Origin of the sequence: Nocardia sp. NPDC049220, assembly GCF_040647855.1 — a bacterium.
Classification (GTDB): Bacteria; Actinomycetota; Actinomycetes; order Mycobacteriales; family Mycobacteriaceae; genus Nocardia.
Map to the genome: position 1 here is coordinate 1 of NZ_JBEZDA010000033.1, position 16,904 is coordinate 16,904.

Annotated in this window: 14 protein-coding genes; 8 read left to right on the forward strand and 6 right to left on the reverse strand. The window is 67.3% G+C overall.

The annotated features are described in order from the left end of the window. Positions 1–145: 145 nt before the first annotated feature. A complete protein-coding gene (locus AB0C34_RS30635) occupies positions 146–655 on the forward strand; it encodes a DUF302 domain-containing protein (protein ID WP_357080663.1) in 510 nt (169 codons plus the stop codon). 224 nt (positions 656–879) lie between these two features. Here AB0C34_RS30635 and AB0C34_RS30640 read toward each other — a convergent pair whose 3' ends face one another. Next, a complete protein-coding gene (locus tag AB0C34_RS30640) occupies positions 880–1,101 on the reverse strand; it encodes a hypothetical protein (RefSeq protein ID WP_357080666.1) in 222 nt (73 codons plus the stop codon). Further along, a complete protein-coding gene (locus tag AB0C34_RS30645; RefSeq protein WP_357080671.1) occupies positions 1,094–2,653 on the reverse strand; it encodes a PspC domain-containing protein in 1,560 nt (519 codons plus the stop codon). Before AB0C34_RS30645 ends, AB0C34_RS30640 begins: the two co-directional genes overlap by 8 nt. A 328-nt stretch (positions 2,654–2,981) precedes the next feature. Between AB0C34_RS30645 and AB0C34_RS30650 the strand changes: the two genes are divergently transcribed. After that, positions 2,982–4,301 (forward strand): PspC domain-containing protein, encoded by a 1,320-nt coding sequence (locus AB0C34_RS30650; RefSeq protein ID WP_357080717.1) that lies wholly within the window; start codon positions 2,982–2,984, stop codon positions 4,299–4,301. Positions 4,302–4,643: 342 nt separating this feature from the next. Continuing rightward, entirely contained in the window at positions 4,644–5,279 is a 636-nt protein-coding gene (locus tag AB0C34_RS30655) for a response regulator transcription factor (RefSeq protein WP_357080720.1), read from the forward strand. 104 nt (positions 5,280–5,383) lie between these two features. Here the strand turns inward: AB0C34_RS30655 and AB0C34_RS30660 are convergent, their stop codons facing one another. Further along, on the reverse strand, positions 5,384–6,505 hold the full coding sequence (locus AB0C34_RS30660) for a serine/threonine-protein kinase (RefSeq protein WP_357080673.1): 1,122 nt from the start codon (positions 6,503–6,505) through the stop codon (positions 5,384–5,386). A 577-nt stretch (positions 6,506–7,082) separates the two neighbouring features. On the opposite strand from AB0C34_RS30660, the gene AB0C34_RS30665 reads away from it, so the two are divergent. The 4 genes from AB0C34_RS30665 to AB0C34_RS30680 all read left to right on the forward strand — a co-directional run bounded on the left by AB0C34_RS30665 (position 7,083) and on the right by AB0C34_RS30680 (position 11,165). Further along, entirely contained in the window at positions 7,083–7,769 is a 687-nt protein-coding gene (locus AB0C34_RS30665; protein WP_357080723.1) for a hypothetical protein, read from the forward strand. A gap of 34 nt (positions 7,770–7,803) precedes the next feature. Then, positions 7,804–9,411, forward strand: a complete 1,608-nt coding sequence (locus AB0C34_RS30670; RefSeq protein ID WP_357080676.1) for a DNA polymerase Y family protein — start codon at positions 7,804–7,806, stop codon at positions 9,409–9,411. 252 nt (positions 9,412–9,663) lie between these two features. Beyond that, positions 9,664–10,143 carry a nitroreductase family deazaflavin-dependent oxidoreductase gene (locus tag AB0C34_RS30675; RefSeq protein WP_357080679.1) on the forward strand — a complete coding sequence of 160 codons (480 nt, stop codon included), beginning with the start codon at positions 9,664–9,666 and terminating at the stop codon, positions 10,141–10,143. A gap of 275 nt (positions 10,144–10,418) precedes the next feature. Continuing rightward, positions 10,419–11,165, forward strand: coding sequence for an alpha/beta hydrolase (locus AB0C34_RS30680; protein ID WP_357080726.1), 747 nt, complete (start codon positions 10,419–10,421; stop codon positions 11,163–11,165). Positions 11,166–11,434: 269 nt separating this feature from the next. Here the strand turns inward: AB0C34_RS30680 and AB0C34_RS30685 are convergent, their stop codons facing one another. Further along, positions 11,435–12,418, reverse strand: coding sequence for an SDR family NAD(P)-dependent oxidoreductase (locus tag AB0C34_RS30685; protein WP_357080682.1), 984 nt, complete (start codon positions 12,416–12,418; stop codon positions 11,435–11,437). 501 nt (positions 12,419–12,919) lie between these two features. Between AB0C34_RS30685 and AB0C34_RS30690 the strand changes: the two genes are divergently transcribed. Then, positions 12,920–13,375: a hypothetical protein gene (locus AB0C34_RS30690; RefSeq protein ID WP_357080685.1), complete on the forward strand. Its 456-nt coding sequence runs from the start codon at positions 12,920–12,922 to the stop codon at positions 13,373–13,375. A 50-nt stretch (positions 13,376–13,425) separates the two neighbouring features. On the opposite strand, the gene AB0C34_RS30695 is transcribed toward AB0C34_RS30690, so the two are convergent. Both AB0C34_RS30695 and AB0C34_RS30700 read right to left on the reverse strand, forming a co-directional pair. Further along, positions 13,426–14,682, reverse strand: coding sequence for a cytochrome P450 (locus AB0C34_RS30695; protein ID WP_357080688.1), 1,257 nt, complete (start codon positions 14,680–14,682; stop codon positions 13,426–13,428). Further along, the gene (locus AB0C34_RS30700) at positions 14,679–16,841 is read right to left on the reverse strand and encodes a hypothetical protein (RefSeq protein ID WP_357080690.1); all 2,163 of its coding nucleotides are present in this window, start codon (positions 16,839–16,841) and stop codon (positions 14,679–14,681) included. The genes AB0C34_RS30695 and AB0C34_RS30700 overlap by 4 nt, the downstream gene beginning before the upstream one ends. Positions 16,842–16,904: the final 63 nt, after the last annotated feature.

A 16,904-nucleotide genomic window follows, 5' to 3' on the forward strand; every position in this document is an offset into this window, starting at 1 on the left:
CTCGCGTCCGAGCGGCCGAGACTTGCGCCTGCGGCGCGGGCGCTTCGGCCGCTCGGACGCGAGCCGGGCCGCGAACGGTGCTCGTAGGGCTCGCACCCACGGGGTTGGTGGGTCAATAGGAGCGGACCAAGCGAAGGGATTCGACTTGCCCAGCGAAAGCCACACCGTCAAGCGCGTAGAAGTCCATACCGGCGTTCCCTACGGCGAATTTGTCACTGCGCTCGAGAAAGCGGCTCCCCCTGTCGATGCGGGGGCGTATGAACTCATCGAGGAGGCCGGTGGCACGTGGGACGATGTCCGCGCAGTCATGGCCGTGAACGCTCCTCACCACTTGGCCCGCTATTGGCGCATCAATGCCACGCAAATCCTGAAACTGGCGGAGGGTTCGACGCGATCCATCGAGTATTTGATCGGCAATCACGTCATCGCCGAGAGTATGTTCCGCCACGATCCGCGGGCTCTGCTGTATGCGCCGCTGCGCATGCTGGTGTGGAGCGATGACAACGATGACGCGGTCTTCGCCATGCATCGCCCCAGCGACGAGTTCGGCAGCCTGGGCAGCGCGGAAGTGAGGAAAGTCGGTGCGGATCTCGACCGGTACGTTATCGAATTGCTTCGCCTGTGCGGGGTGGATGCCGAGCAGGATTTCGCTTAGGTTTATCGGTCTTGACGCGCAGATCGAACTTCACCGACATTATCGATTCCAGACATTTAGAGGTGCGGTCGTGACTATTCCCGTGAGCGAGATATCGCGCGAATCGCGCAGAATTCCCCATCGGGAAATCGCATCGACTTCCAGATGAAGCACGCCAGTGATGAGGCCCACGCCGGGGGACGTCGCTCAGTCGAGGCCGAGTCGAGTTGGCCATCGACGTGTGCTCAGGGCTGTTTGCGTGGGGAGATCACCAGGATGATGCCGATGACGATCGCGGCGAGCACCGCGATCCATCCGATCGGGATCATGCCGGCCGACGACCAGGACACCGGGCCGACGAACGCCCACGCGCTCACCGCGAGGGCCAGCAGTCCGACGATGAGCAGCGCGGGAGACGTGCCGTGGCGGCGCTCGTCGGTCGATTCGGTGTTGTCGTTCTCAGCCACGTTTCACCTCCACGTTTCCAACACGAGCATTGACATCGAGGGTGAGCATCGGCGCACCGGGGACGTTCGGGCCGCTGATGCCGTTGACGCACTGGGCATCGCCCATGGTCGCGGTGCAGGTAGTGCGCACGGTCAGGTCGGCGGGCAGCAGCACGCGGATCTCGCCCATCTGTACGTCGACGTCTACGGTGCGGCTCTCGGTCAGTTTCAGCGAACGCAGGTCCAGCGTGCCGGATCCCATGGTCACTGTGTAACTCGGCGCCAGTTCGGTGACCGAATTCGGCGCCCAGGTGTGCTCGCCCATCGCGCCGCGGTCGAACTCGATCGGGCCGATCGCGGAGGCGAGTAGCACGAACCCGGCGAGTGGGGCGGTAAGCACCAGCAGGCCATAGCCACGGCGCAGGAATGCGCCGAGCACGAGGCCGAGGCCGATCACCGCTAGCGCCACCGCGCCGATCCGGCCTGGCGTCATCCACTCCACGCCAGCCGCGGCCGCTGCGCCCGCGGCTGCCGCGGCGAGGATGGCAAGGCCGATCACCGTCGGGGTCAGCCGGGAGCGGGGACGCTTCGGCGGCGCGGCGGCGGTGGTGCGGACCGGGGTGGGCTCCGGGAGATCCCAGGCGAGCGGGGCGACGCCGAGCGGGTCCCAGGACGGTGGCGTGGGTCCGCCGATGACCGCGGGCTGGGCGAGCGCCGCGGGGTGGTTCGCATTCGGCCGGGACGGGTGCTCGCATCCGGAGTCCTGGCCGGGTACGGGACCTGCCGTCGACGCAGCCTGGTCGGACGCCCGGCGTGCTGCCGGCTTGTCGAGCTGTACGGTTTCGATCTCGCTCCGGTCCGCTCCGGCCCGTTGTGCGTCGGTCGCGCTCTCGGTGTCCTGTCGGTTCGGCGAAAACTCGCGATCGGCACCTGGCGACTCGGACACCGGCACGTCCGGAACATACGAGTCCGGCAGCTTCGTGAACGGCGTGTACACCGTGGTCGATGGGGCATACATGTCGCTGACGGTCCGGGGCGCTCCCGGAGGAAAAACTGCGCCGGGGTAGCCGGTGGCGGGGAAGCCGCTGATCCCGTCGCTCGGAGCGAACTCTCCGTAAGCATTGGTGGTCCCGGGTGGCGGCACGGGGTTGCGCAGGTGCAGCATCCACCAGCCTGCCAGCATCAACGCGAGGCTGATCAGGCCCGATCCGCCGAGCCCGACCCCGACCGGGCCCATCGTGCTGACCGCGATCGCCAGTGCCACGATCAACACGATGGTCTTGGTCTGCGACTGCGAGCTGTATCCCTTGCCGACCAACGACTCGGCCGCCGACACCTGATCGCCCGGCTCGCTCAGCAGTAGCCAAGCCAGCAAGTAGAGCACGATGCCCGCGCCTCCGAAGATCGTCGACACCACGAAGGCGACCCGGATCAAGATCGGATCCACGTTGTAGCGCTGACCGAACCCGGCCGCGACGCCCGCGATCGGGCCCTGCCGCGGCAGCCGTACGGGCCGCGTGTGCCACATCTGCTGGAGCAGATCGCCGAAACTCGTTTGCGTCATGTTTCTCATGGTGGGCCGGACTCGCGCGGCGGCACATCGGGGGGAACCCTGAAAAAATTCGTGAACCCTTTGGACCATCCGATGATCGAGCACATAGTGGTCGCCGTGCAGGATCCGTCGGATCGGCACGGTCGAAGTGCTTGCCGGGTACGCGTCGGCGCTGGTCGGCGCGGTGGGCATGACAGGATCAGGGTGATTCCCGATGTCCGCCGTCAGATGCTCGTGCAGTATCGAAGGTATGTATCCGTCTGTTCCCGCGTTCGACGCCCGAGGGTTCGACGGTGCGCGCGGGCTGGGCCCCGCGCCCGCGTCGATACCCGGGCCGCCGCCGGCTCGGATGGTGCGCCGGTCGGGTGGCCGGATCGTCGGCGGGGTAGCGGGCGGCATCGCCGATCATCTCGGGATCGACGTGTTCAAGGTTCGGATGGCGTTCGTGCTGCTGTCCGCGCTGGCGGGGGCGGGGATCGTCGCGTACGGGATGCTGTGGATCTGCACGCCGGGTGGTTCGGACCTGGTGAAGCCCTCCGGCGCGGAGCGGCGCCAGGCCATCGGACTCGCCATGCTCGGGCTCGGGCTGGCGGTGGCTGTGTCGTGGATGTTCAGTGGGACAGCGGCGAAGGTGATCGCGCCGGTGATCGTGGTCGCGGTCGGTGCGGCGCTGGTGTGGCGGGAATACGACGTCGACGGGCCACGCTCGTTGCTCGGTCTGCCCGCGCGGCCGTCGGTGGTGACCTGGTCGCGCATCGTCGCCGGAGCGACGCTGGTGGTGTCCGGTCTCGGTGTGGTGGTGCTGGGCCGGATCGATCTGAGTTCGCTCGGGACGGCGCTGGTCGCGGTGGCGGTCACGCTGGTCGGCGCCGGACTGCTGACGATTCCGCTGTGGCTGCGCACGCTGCGCGTGCTGAACGCCGAGCGTGCCGCCCGCATCCGCAACGAGGAACGCGAGGAGATCGCTTCCCACCTGCATGATTCGGTGCTGCAGACCCTTGCCCTCATCCAGCGGCAGGCAGATGATCCGCTGGAGGTGGTGCGGCTGGCCCGCAGCCAGGAGCGGGAGTTGCGCAAATGGCTGTTCGAGGATGTCGGTCCGGCGCAGTCGAGTCTGGCCGCCGCCCTGCGCACGATCGCGGGCGAAGTAGAGGATCAGCACGGCGTGAAGGTGGCGCCGGTGACCGTCGGCGACGTGTCGATGGACAGCGACAGCCGCGGGGCGGGGCTGCCCAAGGAGCACTTCACCGCGCTGCTCGGCGCGAGCCGGGAGGCGCTGGTCAACGCCGCCAAGCACGCGGGCGTCCCGGAGATCGACCTGTTCGCCGAGGCCGAACCGCACCAGGTGAGCATCTTCGTCCGAGACCGGGGCGCCGGGTTCGACCTCGCGTCGGTGCCGCAGGACCGCCGGGGCCTGGCCAAATCGATTCGCGGTCGAGTCGAGCGTCGTGGCGGCCAGGTGGAGATCCTGTCGACACCCGGCCGCGGCACCGAGGTTCGAATCATCATGCCGCGCAGCGATTCCGGCGGTCAGGGTGACCAAGCGAACGCCGTCGACGCAGACCGGGATGCTCCGGTGCCGACTGAACCGGTGCGCCCGGACAATCGGAGGGTCCCGGAGCGTGACGACCCGCGGGCGGCTGAGGTGGCAGGCAAATCGGACAACTGATTTCGCGCGGACATGGGTAACTCCATACGCGAAGCTGTGGACACGCGAGGCCCGTGGGGTGACCCCTGGACGGGGAACCGCCGCCGGGCGAAACCGAACACACCGCGTCATTCAACACCGCCCGACAATCACCTCGGCCGGATTTGACGAGTAGATGGCAAGTAGCCACAGATCACACGGTACTGTCGGCCCCATGACCGGCGGATGTGCGTTTAGGGGGCACATGGGTAACTCACCGGGTACGTCCAAAACACGGATGGCGCCCCACGCGGGACCTGAAGGTAAATCCCACGCCACCGAACTGGTACGGCCTGAAGACGCGGAGAGGCGGGGAATGTGACCGTGCGGGTCTTTCTCGTCGATGATCACGCCGTATTCCGGTCGGGTGTGCGGGCGGAGTTGAGCCGGGAAGCCGACATGGAGGTCGTCGGCGAGGCAGGCGGGGTGGCCGAGGCGGTCGCTGGGATCAATGCGGCGTGCCCGGATGTGGTCTTGCTGGACGTGCATATGCCGGACGGCGGCGGCGTCGCGGTGCTGACGGGCGTCGCGCCGGGGCCGGTGTGTTTGGCGCTGAGCGTGTCCGATGCCGCGGAGGATGTGATCGCGGTGATCCGAGCAGGGGCCAGAGGATATGTGACCAAGACTATTTCGGGATCGGAACTGGCCGACGGCATTCGCCGGGTAGCAGGCGGCGACGCGGTCTTCAGCCCGCGGCTGGCCGGCTTCGTGCTCGATTCGTTCACCGGGAAGTCCCCGGTGCCCGAGCCGCCGCTCGACCCCGAGCTGGACTCCCTGACGCCCCGCGAACTCGAGGTCCTTCGTCTACTCGCCCGCGGCTACACCTACCGGGAAATCGCCGAATCCCTGTTCATCTCCGTCAAGACCGTGGAAACCCACGCGTCCAACGTGCTCCGTAAAACCCAGCAATCCAACCGCAACGCCTTGACCCGCTGGGCCCACCGTCGCCGCATCGACTGACCTGCCGAACCGCACCACGGGCGTCCCGATCGGCACATCGCACCCTGGTGTGCACCGATGTCGGTGCGTGCGCGAGAACATCAGCGGTGTGCGAACTGTCGCGGTCACATGACGGCGACGATGACGCCGATGATGATGATCAGGCCGATGAGGAGGCCGACGGCGATGGCGAGGGGGGCGTTGCTGGGCTGGGAAGGTTTGGCGCGCTGCGGCGGGGTGGCCGCGGTTGCTCCGACGAGATTGCGGTGTGGTCGGGGGAGCGGGGCCGAGTGCGGGCTGCGCAGACCGGATGCCGAATTGCGCGCTGCCCAGGCCGGGATGGTTCCGTCCTCGGTGCGTACCGGCGCGCCGAGAATATGCGGTCCGGTGCCGGGACCGAAAGCGGCCGTGAGGATTTCGTCCCTTGCCTCGGCCATGGTCGGGCGTCGCTGCGGAGCGGGCTCCATCATGTGCAGCAGTGCCTGGGTGAGCATGCCGCTGCGACTCGGCGGGATGATCTGTCCCATGGCGGCGCGATGCACGATGACGTCGCTGTCCTCGTCGAAACCGAATGGCGGCTGCCCCTCGATCGCGGTGTAGAGCGTGGCGCCGAGCGAGAACACGTCGCTGGCCCTTGTCGGCTGCGCGCCGCGCGCCACCTCGGGAGGGAGGTAGGAGGGGGTACCGGTGATCACGCCGTCCGGCTCGTCGAACAGATCGCTCGCGCTGCGGGAGATGCCGAAGTCGCTGAGTTTGGCCATGCCGACACCCGGACCCCGGTCGGCCACAAGAATGTTGCCCGGCTTGATATCTCGGTGCACGATACCCACGGCGTGTGCGGCGGCCAGCGCGTCGGCGACCTGCGCGCCGATCTGCGCCACCTCGATCGGCGGCAGCATCTCGACCAGTGCCAGCGCCCGCGCGACACTGCGGGAGGGCAGGTGCTCCATCACCAACCAGGGTTCGCCTGCCTCGAGCACCACGTCGTACACGGCGATCGCGTGCTCGTGCGAGAGCTTGGCCGCGACTCGGCCCTCGTGCATGATCTGGTTGCGGACCGCGTTGGCCTCTTCCTCGCCGAGCCCGGCCGTGGTGAGGACCTGTTTGATCGCGACGTCCCGGTCGAGCAGGCGGTCGTGCGCCAGCCACACCGCTCCCATACCGCCCCCACCCAGCTTGGACTGTAGGCGATAACGGCCGGCGACGAGGTAATCGGGGCCGACAAAGGGACGAGCGCGTTCGGTCACGGGTGCAGGGTAGCGGAAAATGGGGCTAGCTGGCCTGATTCGTGCCAGGCGTAGGCGAGACAGGGGGCACGCCCCGGCCGTCCCCGAAGCGCCCGGTTGGTACGGGAGCCAGCACCATACCGACGAACGGCGGGTGGGCATCGTATCCGGGCGTGTGTCGGATCCGCACCGTATGGAGGCGGCGAATGCGGTTCGAAGTCGTCGCTCGGTCGGTGCGCAGCCCGGGGTGACGTGCCGGGACCGCTGCGGATTCGACCTACACGATGTCGATCGGCGCCCGGCGGCAACGGACTTGTTGCGAAATCCGGCGGCGCCGTCGTGGGCGCTTGACGAAACCTGGGGGTCGGTTTCTACTGGGGTCGGTATCGAACGTATATTCGATACAGATCGATAGCTGGATCGGTGCTACCTCTCGAGTCGCGGGGGTCGCCCGCGAGCTTCGCCTCGGGTCCATCGTGGGAAGTAGGTGGTAGAGATGGGTTCGGATGCGACATCGAAAGAGGGGGCGAGTCGGGGCGCGGTGTCGCGCGGAAGCCGCCGCGAGGGCCTTCCATCGCTCGCTGAACTGCGCAGACGCATGGCCTCGGTGCCAGGACGCGGTGAATCGGCAGCGGAGCGGGTTCCGCTCGGCGCCGAATTGCGCAGAGCGGCGCTACCGGTGCCTGCAGCGCTAGCTCCATTGTTGCCCGAAGGTGGTTTAGTGAAGGGATCCGTGGTGGCGTACACGGGGGCGAGTTCGCTGCTGGCCGGTTTGCTCGCTGCGGTGACCGAGGATGGCGGGCATGCCGCGGTGGTCGGGATGCCTCGGTTCGGTCTGCTCGCCGCCGTGGAGATGGGGGCTCAGCTGCGGCGGCTCGCCGTGGTCGCCGACCCCGGCCCCGACCCGGTGGAGGTCGCCGCGGTGCTGCTCGACGGGCTCGATCTGGTCGTGCTCGGGCTCGACGGCGTCGCCGTCCCACCCGCCCGCACACGGGTGATCGCGGCCCGCGCCCGTAATAAGGGCGCCACCCTCGTGGTCGCCGACGGCCACTGGCCGGGAGCTTCCCTCCAACTCGATGCCCGCATCGCGGGCTACGCCGGTCTCGGTCGTGGTCGAGGGCGGCTGCGGTCGCTCGATCTCGCGGTCGAGGTGCGCGGAAAGGCGGGACCACCGCGGCGCGGGCGGCTCGAACTGTGCCCGAACGCAGGGCGGGTGGAATGGGTGCTGCGCGAGAAGTCGGCTCGGACAGCCGAAACGATCGCGGCGCGGGAGGCGGTGTCGTGAGTGACCTGGCTGCCGCTGGTGTGGCGATCTACGAATGCGGTGCGGGACCGTGATTCGGCCGAACGCCAAGCGGGTGCTCGCCCTGTGGTGTCCGGATTGGCCCGCGATCGCCGCCGCGGCGATGGCGGAACTTCCCGCTACGCGTCCGGTGGCGGTGCTGTTCGCCAATCGGGTGGTGGCATGTTCGGCGATCGCGCGGGCCGAGGGGGTGCGCCGCGGGTTTCGGCGCAGAGAAGCGCAGGCACGATGCCCTGATCTGTTTCTCGCGCAAGCGGATCCGGACCGGGACGCGCGGCTGTTCGAGCCGGTGGCGGCGGCCGTAGCCGCGGCGGTGCCCGGGGTGGAGGTGCTGCGCCCCGGGCTGGTGGTGCTCGGCGCGCGTGGCGCCGCGCGGTTCTTCGGGTCCGAGGAGGCGGCAGCCGAGCGTCTGGTCGACACGGTGGCCGCGGTCGGGGTGGAGGCGCAGGTCGGGATCGCCGACGAGTTGTCCACCGCGGTGCTCGCCGCCCGCCGCGCCGCGATCGTGCCCGCCGGCGCGGGGCCGCGGTTTCTCGCGCCGCTGCCGGTGGGTGAACTCGCGGTCGAACCCAGCCTGGCCGCGCCGGAGCGTGTCGACCTGGTCGATCTGTTGCACCGCTTGGGTTTACGCCTGGTCGGCGACTTCGCCGCGCTGTCCTCGGCCGAGGTCGCCTCCCGGTTCGGCGCCGACGCCGTGCGTGCGCATCGTTGTGCCCGAGCGGAGCCGGAGCGTCCGCCGTCCGCCCGGCGGCCGCCACCGGATCTGGGGGTGGAGTACTGCTGTGATCCACCGATCGAGCGGGTCGATGCCGCCGCTTTCGCCGGTCGTCTGCTCGCCACCCGACTGCACGCCGCGCTCGCGGCGGCCGGACTGGCCTGTACCAGGCTCTCGGTGTCCGCGGAAACCGCGGCGGGGGAGAAGCTGGCCCGGATCTGGCGGTGTGCCGAGCCATTGACGCCGGAGGACACGGCCGACCGGGTGCGCTGGCAGTTGGACGGCTGGCTTACCCGGCGCGACGGCGCACGGCCTACCGCACCGGTCACGATGCTGCGGTTGGAACCGGTCGAAGTGGTTGCGGCGGGTGCGCTACAACTCGGGTTGTGGGGTGGGGTCGGCGACGAGGACGAGCGGGCTCGGCGCGCACTGATCCGAGTGCAGGGATTGCTCGGCGGGCAAGCGGTGCGGATCGGTGTGCTCAGCGGTGGACGTGGGCCCGCCGAGCGCATCACCATGGTCGCGCTGGGTGACGAACTCGCCCCCGCGGCCGATCCCGCGCAGCCATGGCCGGGCCGTCTGCCCGAGCCCGCGCCGGCCGTGATACTGCTGAACCGTCCGTTGGTACGCCTGGAATCCGCCGACGGCGCCCCGGTCGGAGTCACCGACCGCGGCCTGTTCGACGCCGCGCCCGCACTCCTGCGCTGGGGAAGTAGACAGTGGCGGTTGACCGGCTGGGCGGGACCATGGCCGGTGGACGAACGGTGGTGGGTGCCAAATTCGGACGACGTCCCCGTCGGACGCGCCGCCCGCGCGCAGGTCCAACTCGACGGTGCGCCTCCCGACGTCCGGGTACTGCTGCTGGTCTACCACGACGAAATCTGGCGCGCCGAAGGGCTTTACGACTGAATGCCCCCGCGTGTACAACGGGCTGGCGCATACCCTCGGCGAACCGGCCGCTGTCGAACCGTTCACGCAGGGCGGGCCCACATCGCCGCCATAGTGCTCGAATTCTTCGTATGCTTCGGCAAGCATCGGTTGACTCAACGGTATCTCGCGCCAATTGACCGACTGTGCCGGTGAAGACGTCGATAGTCGCGCCCCGCTCATCGGGCCGTGCGGGCCCTTGCCCTCGCGCGCACACAGGCGGACGCTCGAATTATGGCCAAGCCGTATCGAGCAGGATGGGCTGTCCGGCTGTCCAACGCATGGATGCGGATCGTGCTGCGTGCCGGATTGCCGATGTGGACCTTCCGTGTGCTCACCGTGCCTGGGCGGCGCAGCGGCCGCGCGATCGAGACTCCGTTGGCGGTGTTCGAACAAGGCGACCGGCGATACCTGGTGGCGTCCTATGGCACCGTGAACTGGGTGCGCAACCTGCGTGCGGCCCGAGGGGAGGCGGCGCTGCGCCACGGCAAACATGTCGAGACCGTGACGGCCGTGGAATTGCCGCCCGATCAGGCGGCCGGAGTGTTCCGGGCCGCGCTGGTGTCGGGTCCGCCCCGCGTTCCGAAACCCATTGTGCTGCTGTATCGGCGGTTCTTCGTCCTGCCGTACCTGGATGTGAACGTGGACTCCGCGCCGGCGCAATTCCTCGACAACGCCCGCACCCATCCGGTCTTCGAAATCAGGTCGGCCTGACTTGGTGCGCAGGCTTGTGTGATGGCCGGCGCGGACCGGGGCGTAGGTGTCGAACCATCGGTTGCCACAAGGGCGCTGCCACCGTCACCCTGGCGCTTGTACGGGACATCGGAGATCGCTGGGTCGCTGAACATTCGCTGAAACCGATTGTCGATTAGGCGTTTCGAACGGTTTCGGTCTCGAACGTCTCCAGTCCGGTGACGACGCAGCTGGTTCCGGTGATCCGGGCTACAACTCGACGATGACCGTCGGTATCCTCGAAAGTCGTGGATCTGATGGTGGACCGGGTGGCATTCGGAGACGTGCGAATCGCCTACCGGGATTCGGGGGTGGGCGCGGTCAGTGACGTTCCTGTCATGCTGGTGCACGGCATGGGCGGCGACGGTCACACCTGGGATCGGTTCGCCCACGTCCTGGTGCAGTCCGGGCGTCGCGTGATCATTCCCGACCTACGCGGACACGGTCATAGTACGCACACCGATTCCTACCGATTCGACGACTTCGGCGCCGATCTGCTGACGCTGTGCGATCGGCTGGAGGTGGCCTCGGTTGATCTGGTCGGGCATTCGCTCGGCGGTTACGCGGTGTCGTGCGTCGCGCAGGAGCGGCCGGAACTGGTGCGCAGGCTGGTGATGGAGGAGTGTCCGCTGCCGTTGCAATCCGGCGCCGAGGAACTGTACCTGACCCGCCACTTCCCGACCGTGCCCGAATTGTGGCACGCCACATCGAGCCTGATTCGGCACCCGCGCGCGGTGCTCGCCTTCGACCGTTCCATGACGAGGATCGCGCTGGAGCAGTTCCGTAAGCCGAATCCGGAGTGGTGGGACCGACTCTCCGACATCACCGCGCCGACGCTGGTGCTGTGCGGCGGTCCCGGCGGCATGGTCGACCCGGCGAAACTGAGTATCCTGCAAGCCGCCATCGCCGATTGCACGGTGACCGCTTTCACCTGCGGCCACAGCATTCACCGCGACCGTTACCGGGAGTTCACCGCGGCTGTCCGGCCATTCCTGGCGGGCTGAGCCGATGGGTGCGCGGCCCGGATTCTAGAAGTCTCCAACCGCTGAGGCCTCGATTGCGACGCCGGAAGAACTGGTGGGGACCGCACTGGCGACTACTGGCGTGCCGCGCGATGGCCTTACGGCACGGGAGCGATGTGCAGTGGGATGGCGGAACGGTTTTCGGTCGCTGACCACCTCCGTTGTCACGCTCGGAGCCGTTGGGCCGTTGGAGCGAGTCACGCTGTGGGATATCGGATCGTTCCGGAACGAGAGACCGCGTTGCGCCCCGATCACCAGTGTGTGCCGGGGACCCAACGGGCCGCTCGACGCAGAGCGGTGCCGGTGGCGCGGCGAGCCGCCGACTGTGCTGGTGGTTTCGGTCGAGGGGCAGCGGGTTCGGCAAGGATTTCGGCTGTTGCGGTGCGCTCGCCTTTGGCGGCGGGAGAGTCCGGTAGGGCGCGGTAATAGCGGTGCAGGATGCGGTCGCGGAGTTTCGGGGTGAACAGGGCGCCGTATTCGGCGAGGGTGCCCAATGGAACGTCGATGCGCTTGGGCCGTTCGGTCAGCGCGCGGACGATCGTCGCGGCCGCCCACTCGGGCGACTCGGCGGGTCCCTGATCGCCGCTCGGGGTAATCATCGGGGTGCGCACCAGCGGCATGTGGATGGTGGTGAAAGTGACACCATCGGCCATGGTTTCGACCGCGGCCACCTCGGTGAACTTGTCCAGCGCCGCCTTGCTGGCCAGGTACGCCGAGAACCGCGGCGTCGCCACCTGCACCCCCGCGCTGCTGATGTTGACGATGTGTCCGAACTTGCGTTCTCGCATCTGCGGCAGCAGGGCCAGCATGAGGCGCAGCGCGCCGAAGTAGTTGACCGCCATGGTGCGTTCGTAATCGTGTAGCCGGTCGGTGGAGCGGTGGATGGCACGGCGGATGGACCTGCCCGCGTTGTTCACCAGCATGTCGACGTAGTTGTGCTCGTCCAGGATGGTCGTGACGGTGTGCTCGACGGAGTCGGAATCGGTGATGTCGCACTGGTATCCGTACGCGCGGCCACCCGTGGCCCTGATTTCCTCGACCACGGTGGTGAGTTCGGCGCCGCGGCGGGCGAGCAGTAAGACGATGGCGCCCTTGCCCGCGACGGCCAGCGCCGTTGCCCGTCCGATCCCGGAGGAGGCTCCGGTGATCAGGACCTGCCGTCCGGTGAGGTCACGGTCGCGACGGGAGCGCCGAATCTGCCCACGCGGGTCGGTCTCAGCGGATGCGTTGGTCATCGCTGCTCTACCTTCTTTCTTGGGTCGGTTGGGTCTGTAAAGTTCCTGCGGCCCACGGGAATCAGGTGTGGTTTTCATCGTTGTGTCGATGGTGGCTCCTGGCCGCCCAGGTCCCCGCAACGACCCGGCCGCATATGGGATGTGCGAGTAGATCGCTGTGTGGAGCAACGTCGGCGTGGTCGTCTGCGGGTAGTGGTTTCGACGAGCTGATGGAGGCGGGCATTGCCCAGGTCTGGGCTGGTGTGGACATCGGAATGACCGATCCCCATTGCGTGGTCATGGACAGCTCCTTCGCGGGTCGGTTACTTTAACTTACTGTTAAGTAAGTTTACGTCCCGAGTGGTCTGCTCGCGTCCTGGGTCTACCGCCCGCGCCAGCGCGGCGGGTCGTGGCGATGCGGTTGGCGAGTTCGGGATACGTCGTGCGCGAGGTTTGCGGCGGGTGGGAATCCGAGTCGAACGGGTCTCGAAATCTATCGAACATATGTGCGATACTCGGCGCATGGCGGACGATCGGATGGCGGAGGTTTTTGCCGCGGTGCGGCTCGGTGGCGTTGACCAGATCGCGGCGCGGCAGGTGCTGGAAAAGCTATGGCACGAAACCGGTGATCATGCGGACGCGTTGCACCGCTGCCTGATCGCGCACTACCTGGCCGACCTGCAGGCCGAGGCCGCCGACGCGCTGCGCTGGGATCAGTGCGCACTCGCGGCGGTGTTCGGCGCCGGTATCCCGCTCGACGAAGGACTGCGAGGTTTTCTTCCTTCGCTGTATCTGAACCTGGCCGACAGTCATCGGCGCGTCGGCGAGTTCGAGGTGGCCCGGATGCAACTGGCGATCGCTCGCGGACATCTCGATGTCCTTGCCGCCGACGCCTACGGCGCTCTTATTCGGAGTCGGCTCCGAAGTATCGAAGCTGCTCTGCTCGCCTGTTCCCTGTCGCCGCTCGCGAACTCGTGATCTCCCCGCACCGCTCCGGCTTGCGTCGACCTCGGCAGGATGCGAATGGGTCAGTCGGAGGCGCCTGGTGACGACCGCGCATCGGCCTCGGAGGGTTGCCGGAGTTCGAAACGCTGTGACGGCGGGAAAACGACCGGCAGAGCTGCCAGCGCTCGGTGGAAGGGGCCAGGCCGCCAGGTCAGCGCGTCGGGCGCGACGGCGAGCTGGATCTCCGGTAGCGCGTCGAGAAGTTGATCGAGTCCATCTTGGGCTATGAGGTATGCGGCCTGCTGTGCGGGACACGCGTGTGGCCCGGCGCCCCAGGCGAGGTGAGCGCGGTTGCCACTGTGGTCGGTGGCGCCGACCGTGGGGTCGGTGTTGCACGCGCTGATACTGATGACCACCGGCTGGTGCGCAGGAAGCCAAATATCGTCGATCAGGATTGGTTGCCGCGGATAGGTCATGCAGAAGTTCGCGATGGGAGGATCGGTGAAGAGTACCTTGTCCAAGGCATCGCGGGTCGACAGACTGCCGCCTAGGATGCCGCCGGCGAACGTCTCATCGATGAGAACCGCCAGTAGGGCATTGGCGATGAGGTTGACGGTCGGTTCGACGCCGGCACCGTAGAGCGGGACCAGCTGTTCTACGATTTCGCGGTCGCTCAATGCGGCAGGATGCCGCAGCAGCCGTGTCGTGATGTCGGCACCGGGTTCGGCATGTTTGTGAGCAACCAATTCGGTTAGCGCCTCGATCAGCATGCCGTTACCGCGGGCGGCGTCATTACCTTCGAACATCGCGATGATGCCGGCTGCGACCCGCTGCCCGATCTCCGGTGTGCAACCGAGCATGGCATTGATGACTTGAAAGGCCAGTGGGGTCGCGTACTGCCTGAGGAGGTCGGCCGACCCGTTCTCGGAAAAGGTGTGGATCAGCGGAATGGCGATATCTTCGACGACGTTGTGCAACCCGTGCAGATCGACGGCTGCGATGGCAGCGACGTTGGCCTGCCGGTAGCGAAGGTGCTCGACACCCGTACTGCGGATGGCATTGGGCCGCCACTCCAGCATCGGTCGCACCGGGCAATCTGCGGGAATGTTCTGCTGCCAGGCGCGGGGATCGGCCGGGAATCGGGCCGGGTCGTGAAGTATGCGCGCTGCGGTCCGATAACCGATTACCAAAGTCGCGGGCACCTCCGGGGCCAGTTCGACTGGAACCAGCGAGCCGTAGGATTCGCGCATCTGCTGATAGAAACCGGGTGGATCGGCGGCGAACGCAGGCGAATACAGTGCCACGCGGGGCCCGCCGGTGTTGATCGGTGAGTTGGTCATTCCGGCCTCAGTTCGATCGCAGTCCTGTCGTGCAGGTCGATGACGATGTGGGCGATGCCGCGTTCGTCGGCGCAGACGCGTTGCTCGCGGGTGCCGTGTGCGGCATATGTTCGTCCTGGTTGTAGCTGGTCCAGAACCAGAGCGAATCGGCCGGGCCGCAGACCTGGCCGCAGGACGGCGTCCAGGCCGGCGCCGTCGGTGACGGCCAGTGCCACCATGACATCCGGGTGCGGGATCGCCGCGATGCGCGGCCCGCTGTTCCATGCGGGTGGCCGCGTCATCGACATCATGTCTGTCAGCGCCGACGGGCGACCCAGACTGCCCAAGCCGAGCATCCCGTTGGCGTGTACCGACGCGGCCTTGAATCTTTTGACGCCTGGGCCGTTTTCGTATTCGGTGAAGCACAATTGGTCAACGGCCGCACGCCACAACTCTGCCTGCCAGTCCTGCTCGCCACACTCCTGGGCGAGAAGCATGGCCGCGGCGAGCGACTCCGCGTTCGTCGGTGCCCGCGAACCCCAGTCCTCGGCGGTCGGAGATTCGGTACCGGCTGAGTTGGGCTGTAGGTAGCGACCGGTCTCCAACCAGTCCCGGCGCAGGATTTCCCACGCACGCCAGGCGAGTTCGGGCAGCACCGGTGCCAGGAACGCCGCAATTCCCGCGGTTGTTGTCGGTCCTCGGAAGCCACGCGCGGTCAGTCCCAGTCCGGAGACGAGGAAGCTGACGATATCGCCGTCCGCCGCGGTGAATTCGGTATCGAGCGCGCGTCGCAGCCGAGGCGCGATCTTCGCTGCGTGGCTGGTGCCGCACAACGCGTCCAGCACGGCGACACCGGCCGCGCTGACGGCGTTGCAGTACGGGAACACGAGTCCCCTGGTACGCGACCGCCCGAGCGGAAGTGGTTCACACGGCCACAGACACAGTTCGCCACCGAAGTTCCGAACAACGATCGCATTGATCATGTCCCGGTCGTAGGTGCTCGACCGGTGCTGCGACCACTGGAATTCCAAAGCCCCCTCGGTGCGGAAGTGTAGATCGCCGGTGGCCTGTTCGAACATACCCAACTGTAGGTTGAGGTATCCGGTGAACATGATGTTCTGCCGCACATCGATCGGGTCGGACCGGCGGTGGTGGAAGTCCCAGTTACCCAGCAGGTTTTGCCAGTACCAGTATCCCCAGACCGCACGGTCCTGCATGCGGTCGAACAGGTTCAACTGCGCAGTGTGCAGCGGTCCACGCAGCGCCGGCGTGTGCGAATAGGTGTACATCGACAGTGCCCAGCCCAGCGCGTTGAGCTGATAGCGGTATTGTTGTAGTGGTCCGGGCCCTTCGCTGTCGAAGCCGTTCCACTCGCCGCGTGGCTGCATGGCGATGCTGAGCAGGTGCCGGAGCAAAGCGAGTTGTTCGGCATTCGCCTCCGAGACAACAGGAATTTCGGCCGAGCGCCGCAACGCGACCGGGTTTGTGCGTGTCGCGGTGGGTCGCTGGCGGAGAAACTGTGCGCGTTCGGCTCCGACACGCTGGGCGGCGCGGTGGCGAATCCGCTCACGGATGATCACGGAACCGGTTGACACCACAGCGATCGCGAGCGCAGCCCACGAAAACCAGTGAAATGGGCCGATCATGTCACCGTGGTGGGCCGCGAGAGCCGCGCCGGTCGCCGCGGCAGCGACCACAATGACAGGCAGGGTCACGTAATCCGACCGTGCGATACACCGGAACATGAACGCCCACCCGGACGCGATGAGAACGCCGACAAAAGCAATCACATGCCCAGCGACCACAACGGCCGCCGGCAGGATCAGGATCCCCGCGGCCAGCAGAGCGCCGGCTACGGCGACACCGATACCCACCCTCACCAGATATCGGCGCAGCGCCCACCCTGCGATAACGATCTCTGCGCCGATCAGCGCACCATGTCCGGCAATCATCGCCGGACCGAACGAATGATCCAGTGGCGGCACCGCGACGATCAGCCCGGCACCGGGAACGATCAGCCCGGCGCCGAATGCATGCCACGGACCGGACAACCCCGACAGCGCCGGACCGGCTGCCGCGACCACCCACGCGACAGCGACGATGGCCACAGTGCGCCTGAACCAACGCGCGGTCGACCGGCCCCGCAGCCGGGTCGATGGAACCAAGTCGGTCGTCGTCATCGTGTCTCCAGCGCTGTCGGCGAGCTGGTCGACACGACCAGGTGGCGAGCAGTGCCGACCTCG

Coding starts and splice junctions, on each gene's coding strand:
- AB0C34_RS30645 (WP_357080671.1), bottom strand. CDS start 2,653: ATGAGAAACATGACGCAAACGAGTTTCGGCGATCTGCTCCAGCAGATG.
- AB0C34_RS30650 (WP_357080717.1), top strand. CDS start 2,982: ATGGTGCGCCGGTCGGGTGGCCGGATCGTCGGCGGGGTAGCGGGCGGC.
- AB0C34_RS30665 (WP_357080723.1), top strand. CDS start 7,083: ATGGCCTCGGTGCCAGGACGCGGTGAATCGGCAGCGGAGCGGGTTCCG.
- AB0C34_RS30670 (WP_357080676.1), top strand. CDS start 7,804: ATGCGGTGCGGGACCGTGATTCGGCCGAACGCCAAGCGGGTGCTCGCC.
- AB0C34_RS30675 (WP_357080679.1), top strand. CDS start 9,664: ATGGCCAAGCCGTATCGAGCAGGATGGGCTGTCCGGCTGTCCAACGCA.
- AB0C34_RS30680 (WP_357080726.1), top strand. CDS start 10,419: ATGGTGGACCGGGTGGCATTCGGAGACGTGCGAATCGCCTACCGGGAT.
- AB0C34_RS30685 (WP_357080682.1), bottom strand. CDS start 12,418: ATGACCAACGCATCCGCTGAGACCGACCCGCGTGGGCAGATTCGGCGC.
- AB0C34_RS30690 (WP_357080685.1), top strand. CDS start 12,920: ATGGCGGACGATCGGATGGCGGAGGTTTTTGCCGCGGTGCGGCTCGGT.
- AB0C34_RS30695 (WP_357080688.1), bottom strand. CDS start 14,682: ATGACCAACTCACCGATCAACACCGGCGGGCCCCGCGTGGCACTGTAT.
- AB0C34_RS30700 (WP_357080690.1), bottom strand. CDS start 16,841: ATGACGACGACCGACTTGGTTCCATCGACCCGGCTGCGGGGCCGGTCG.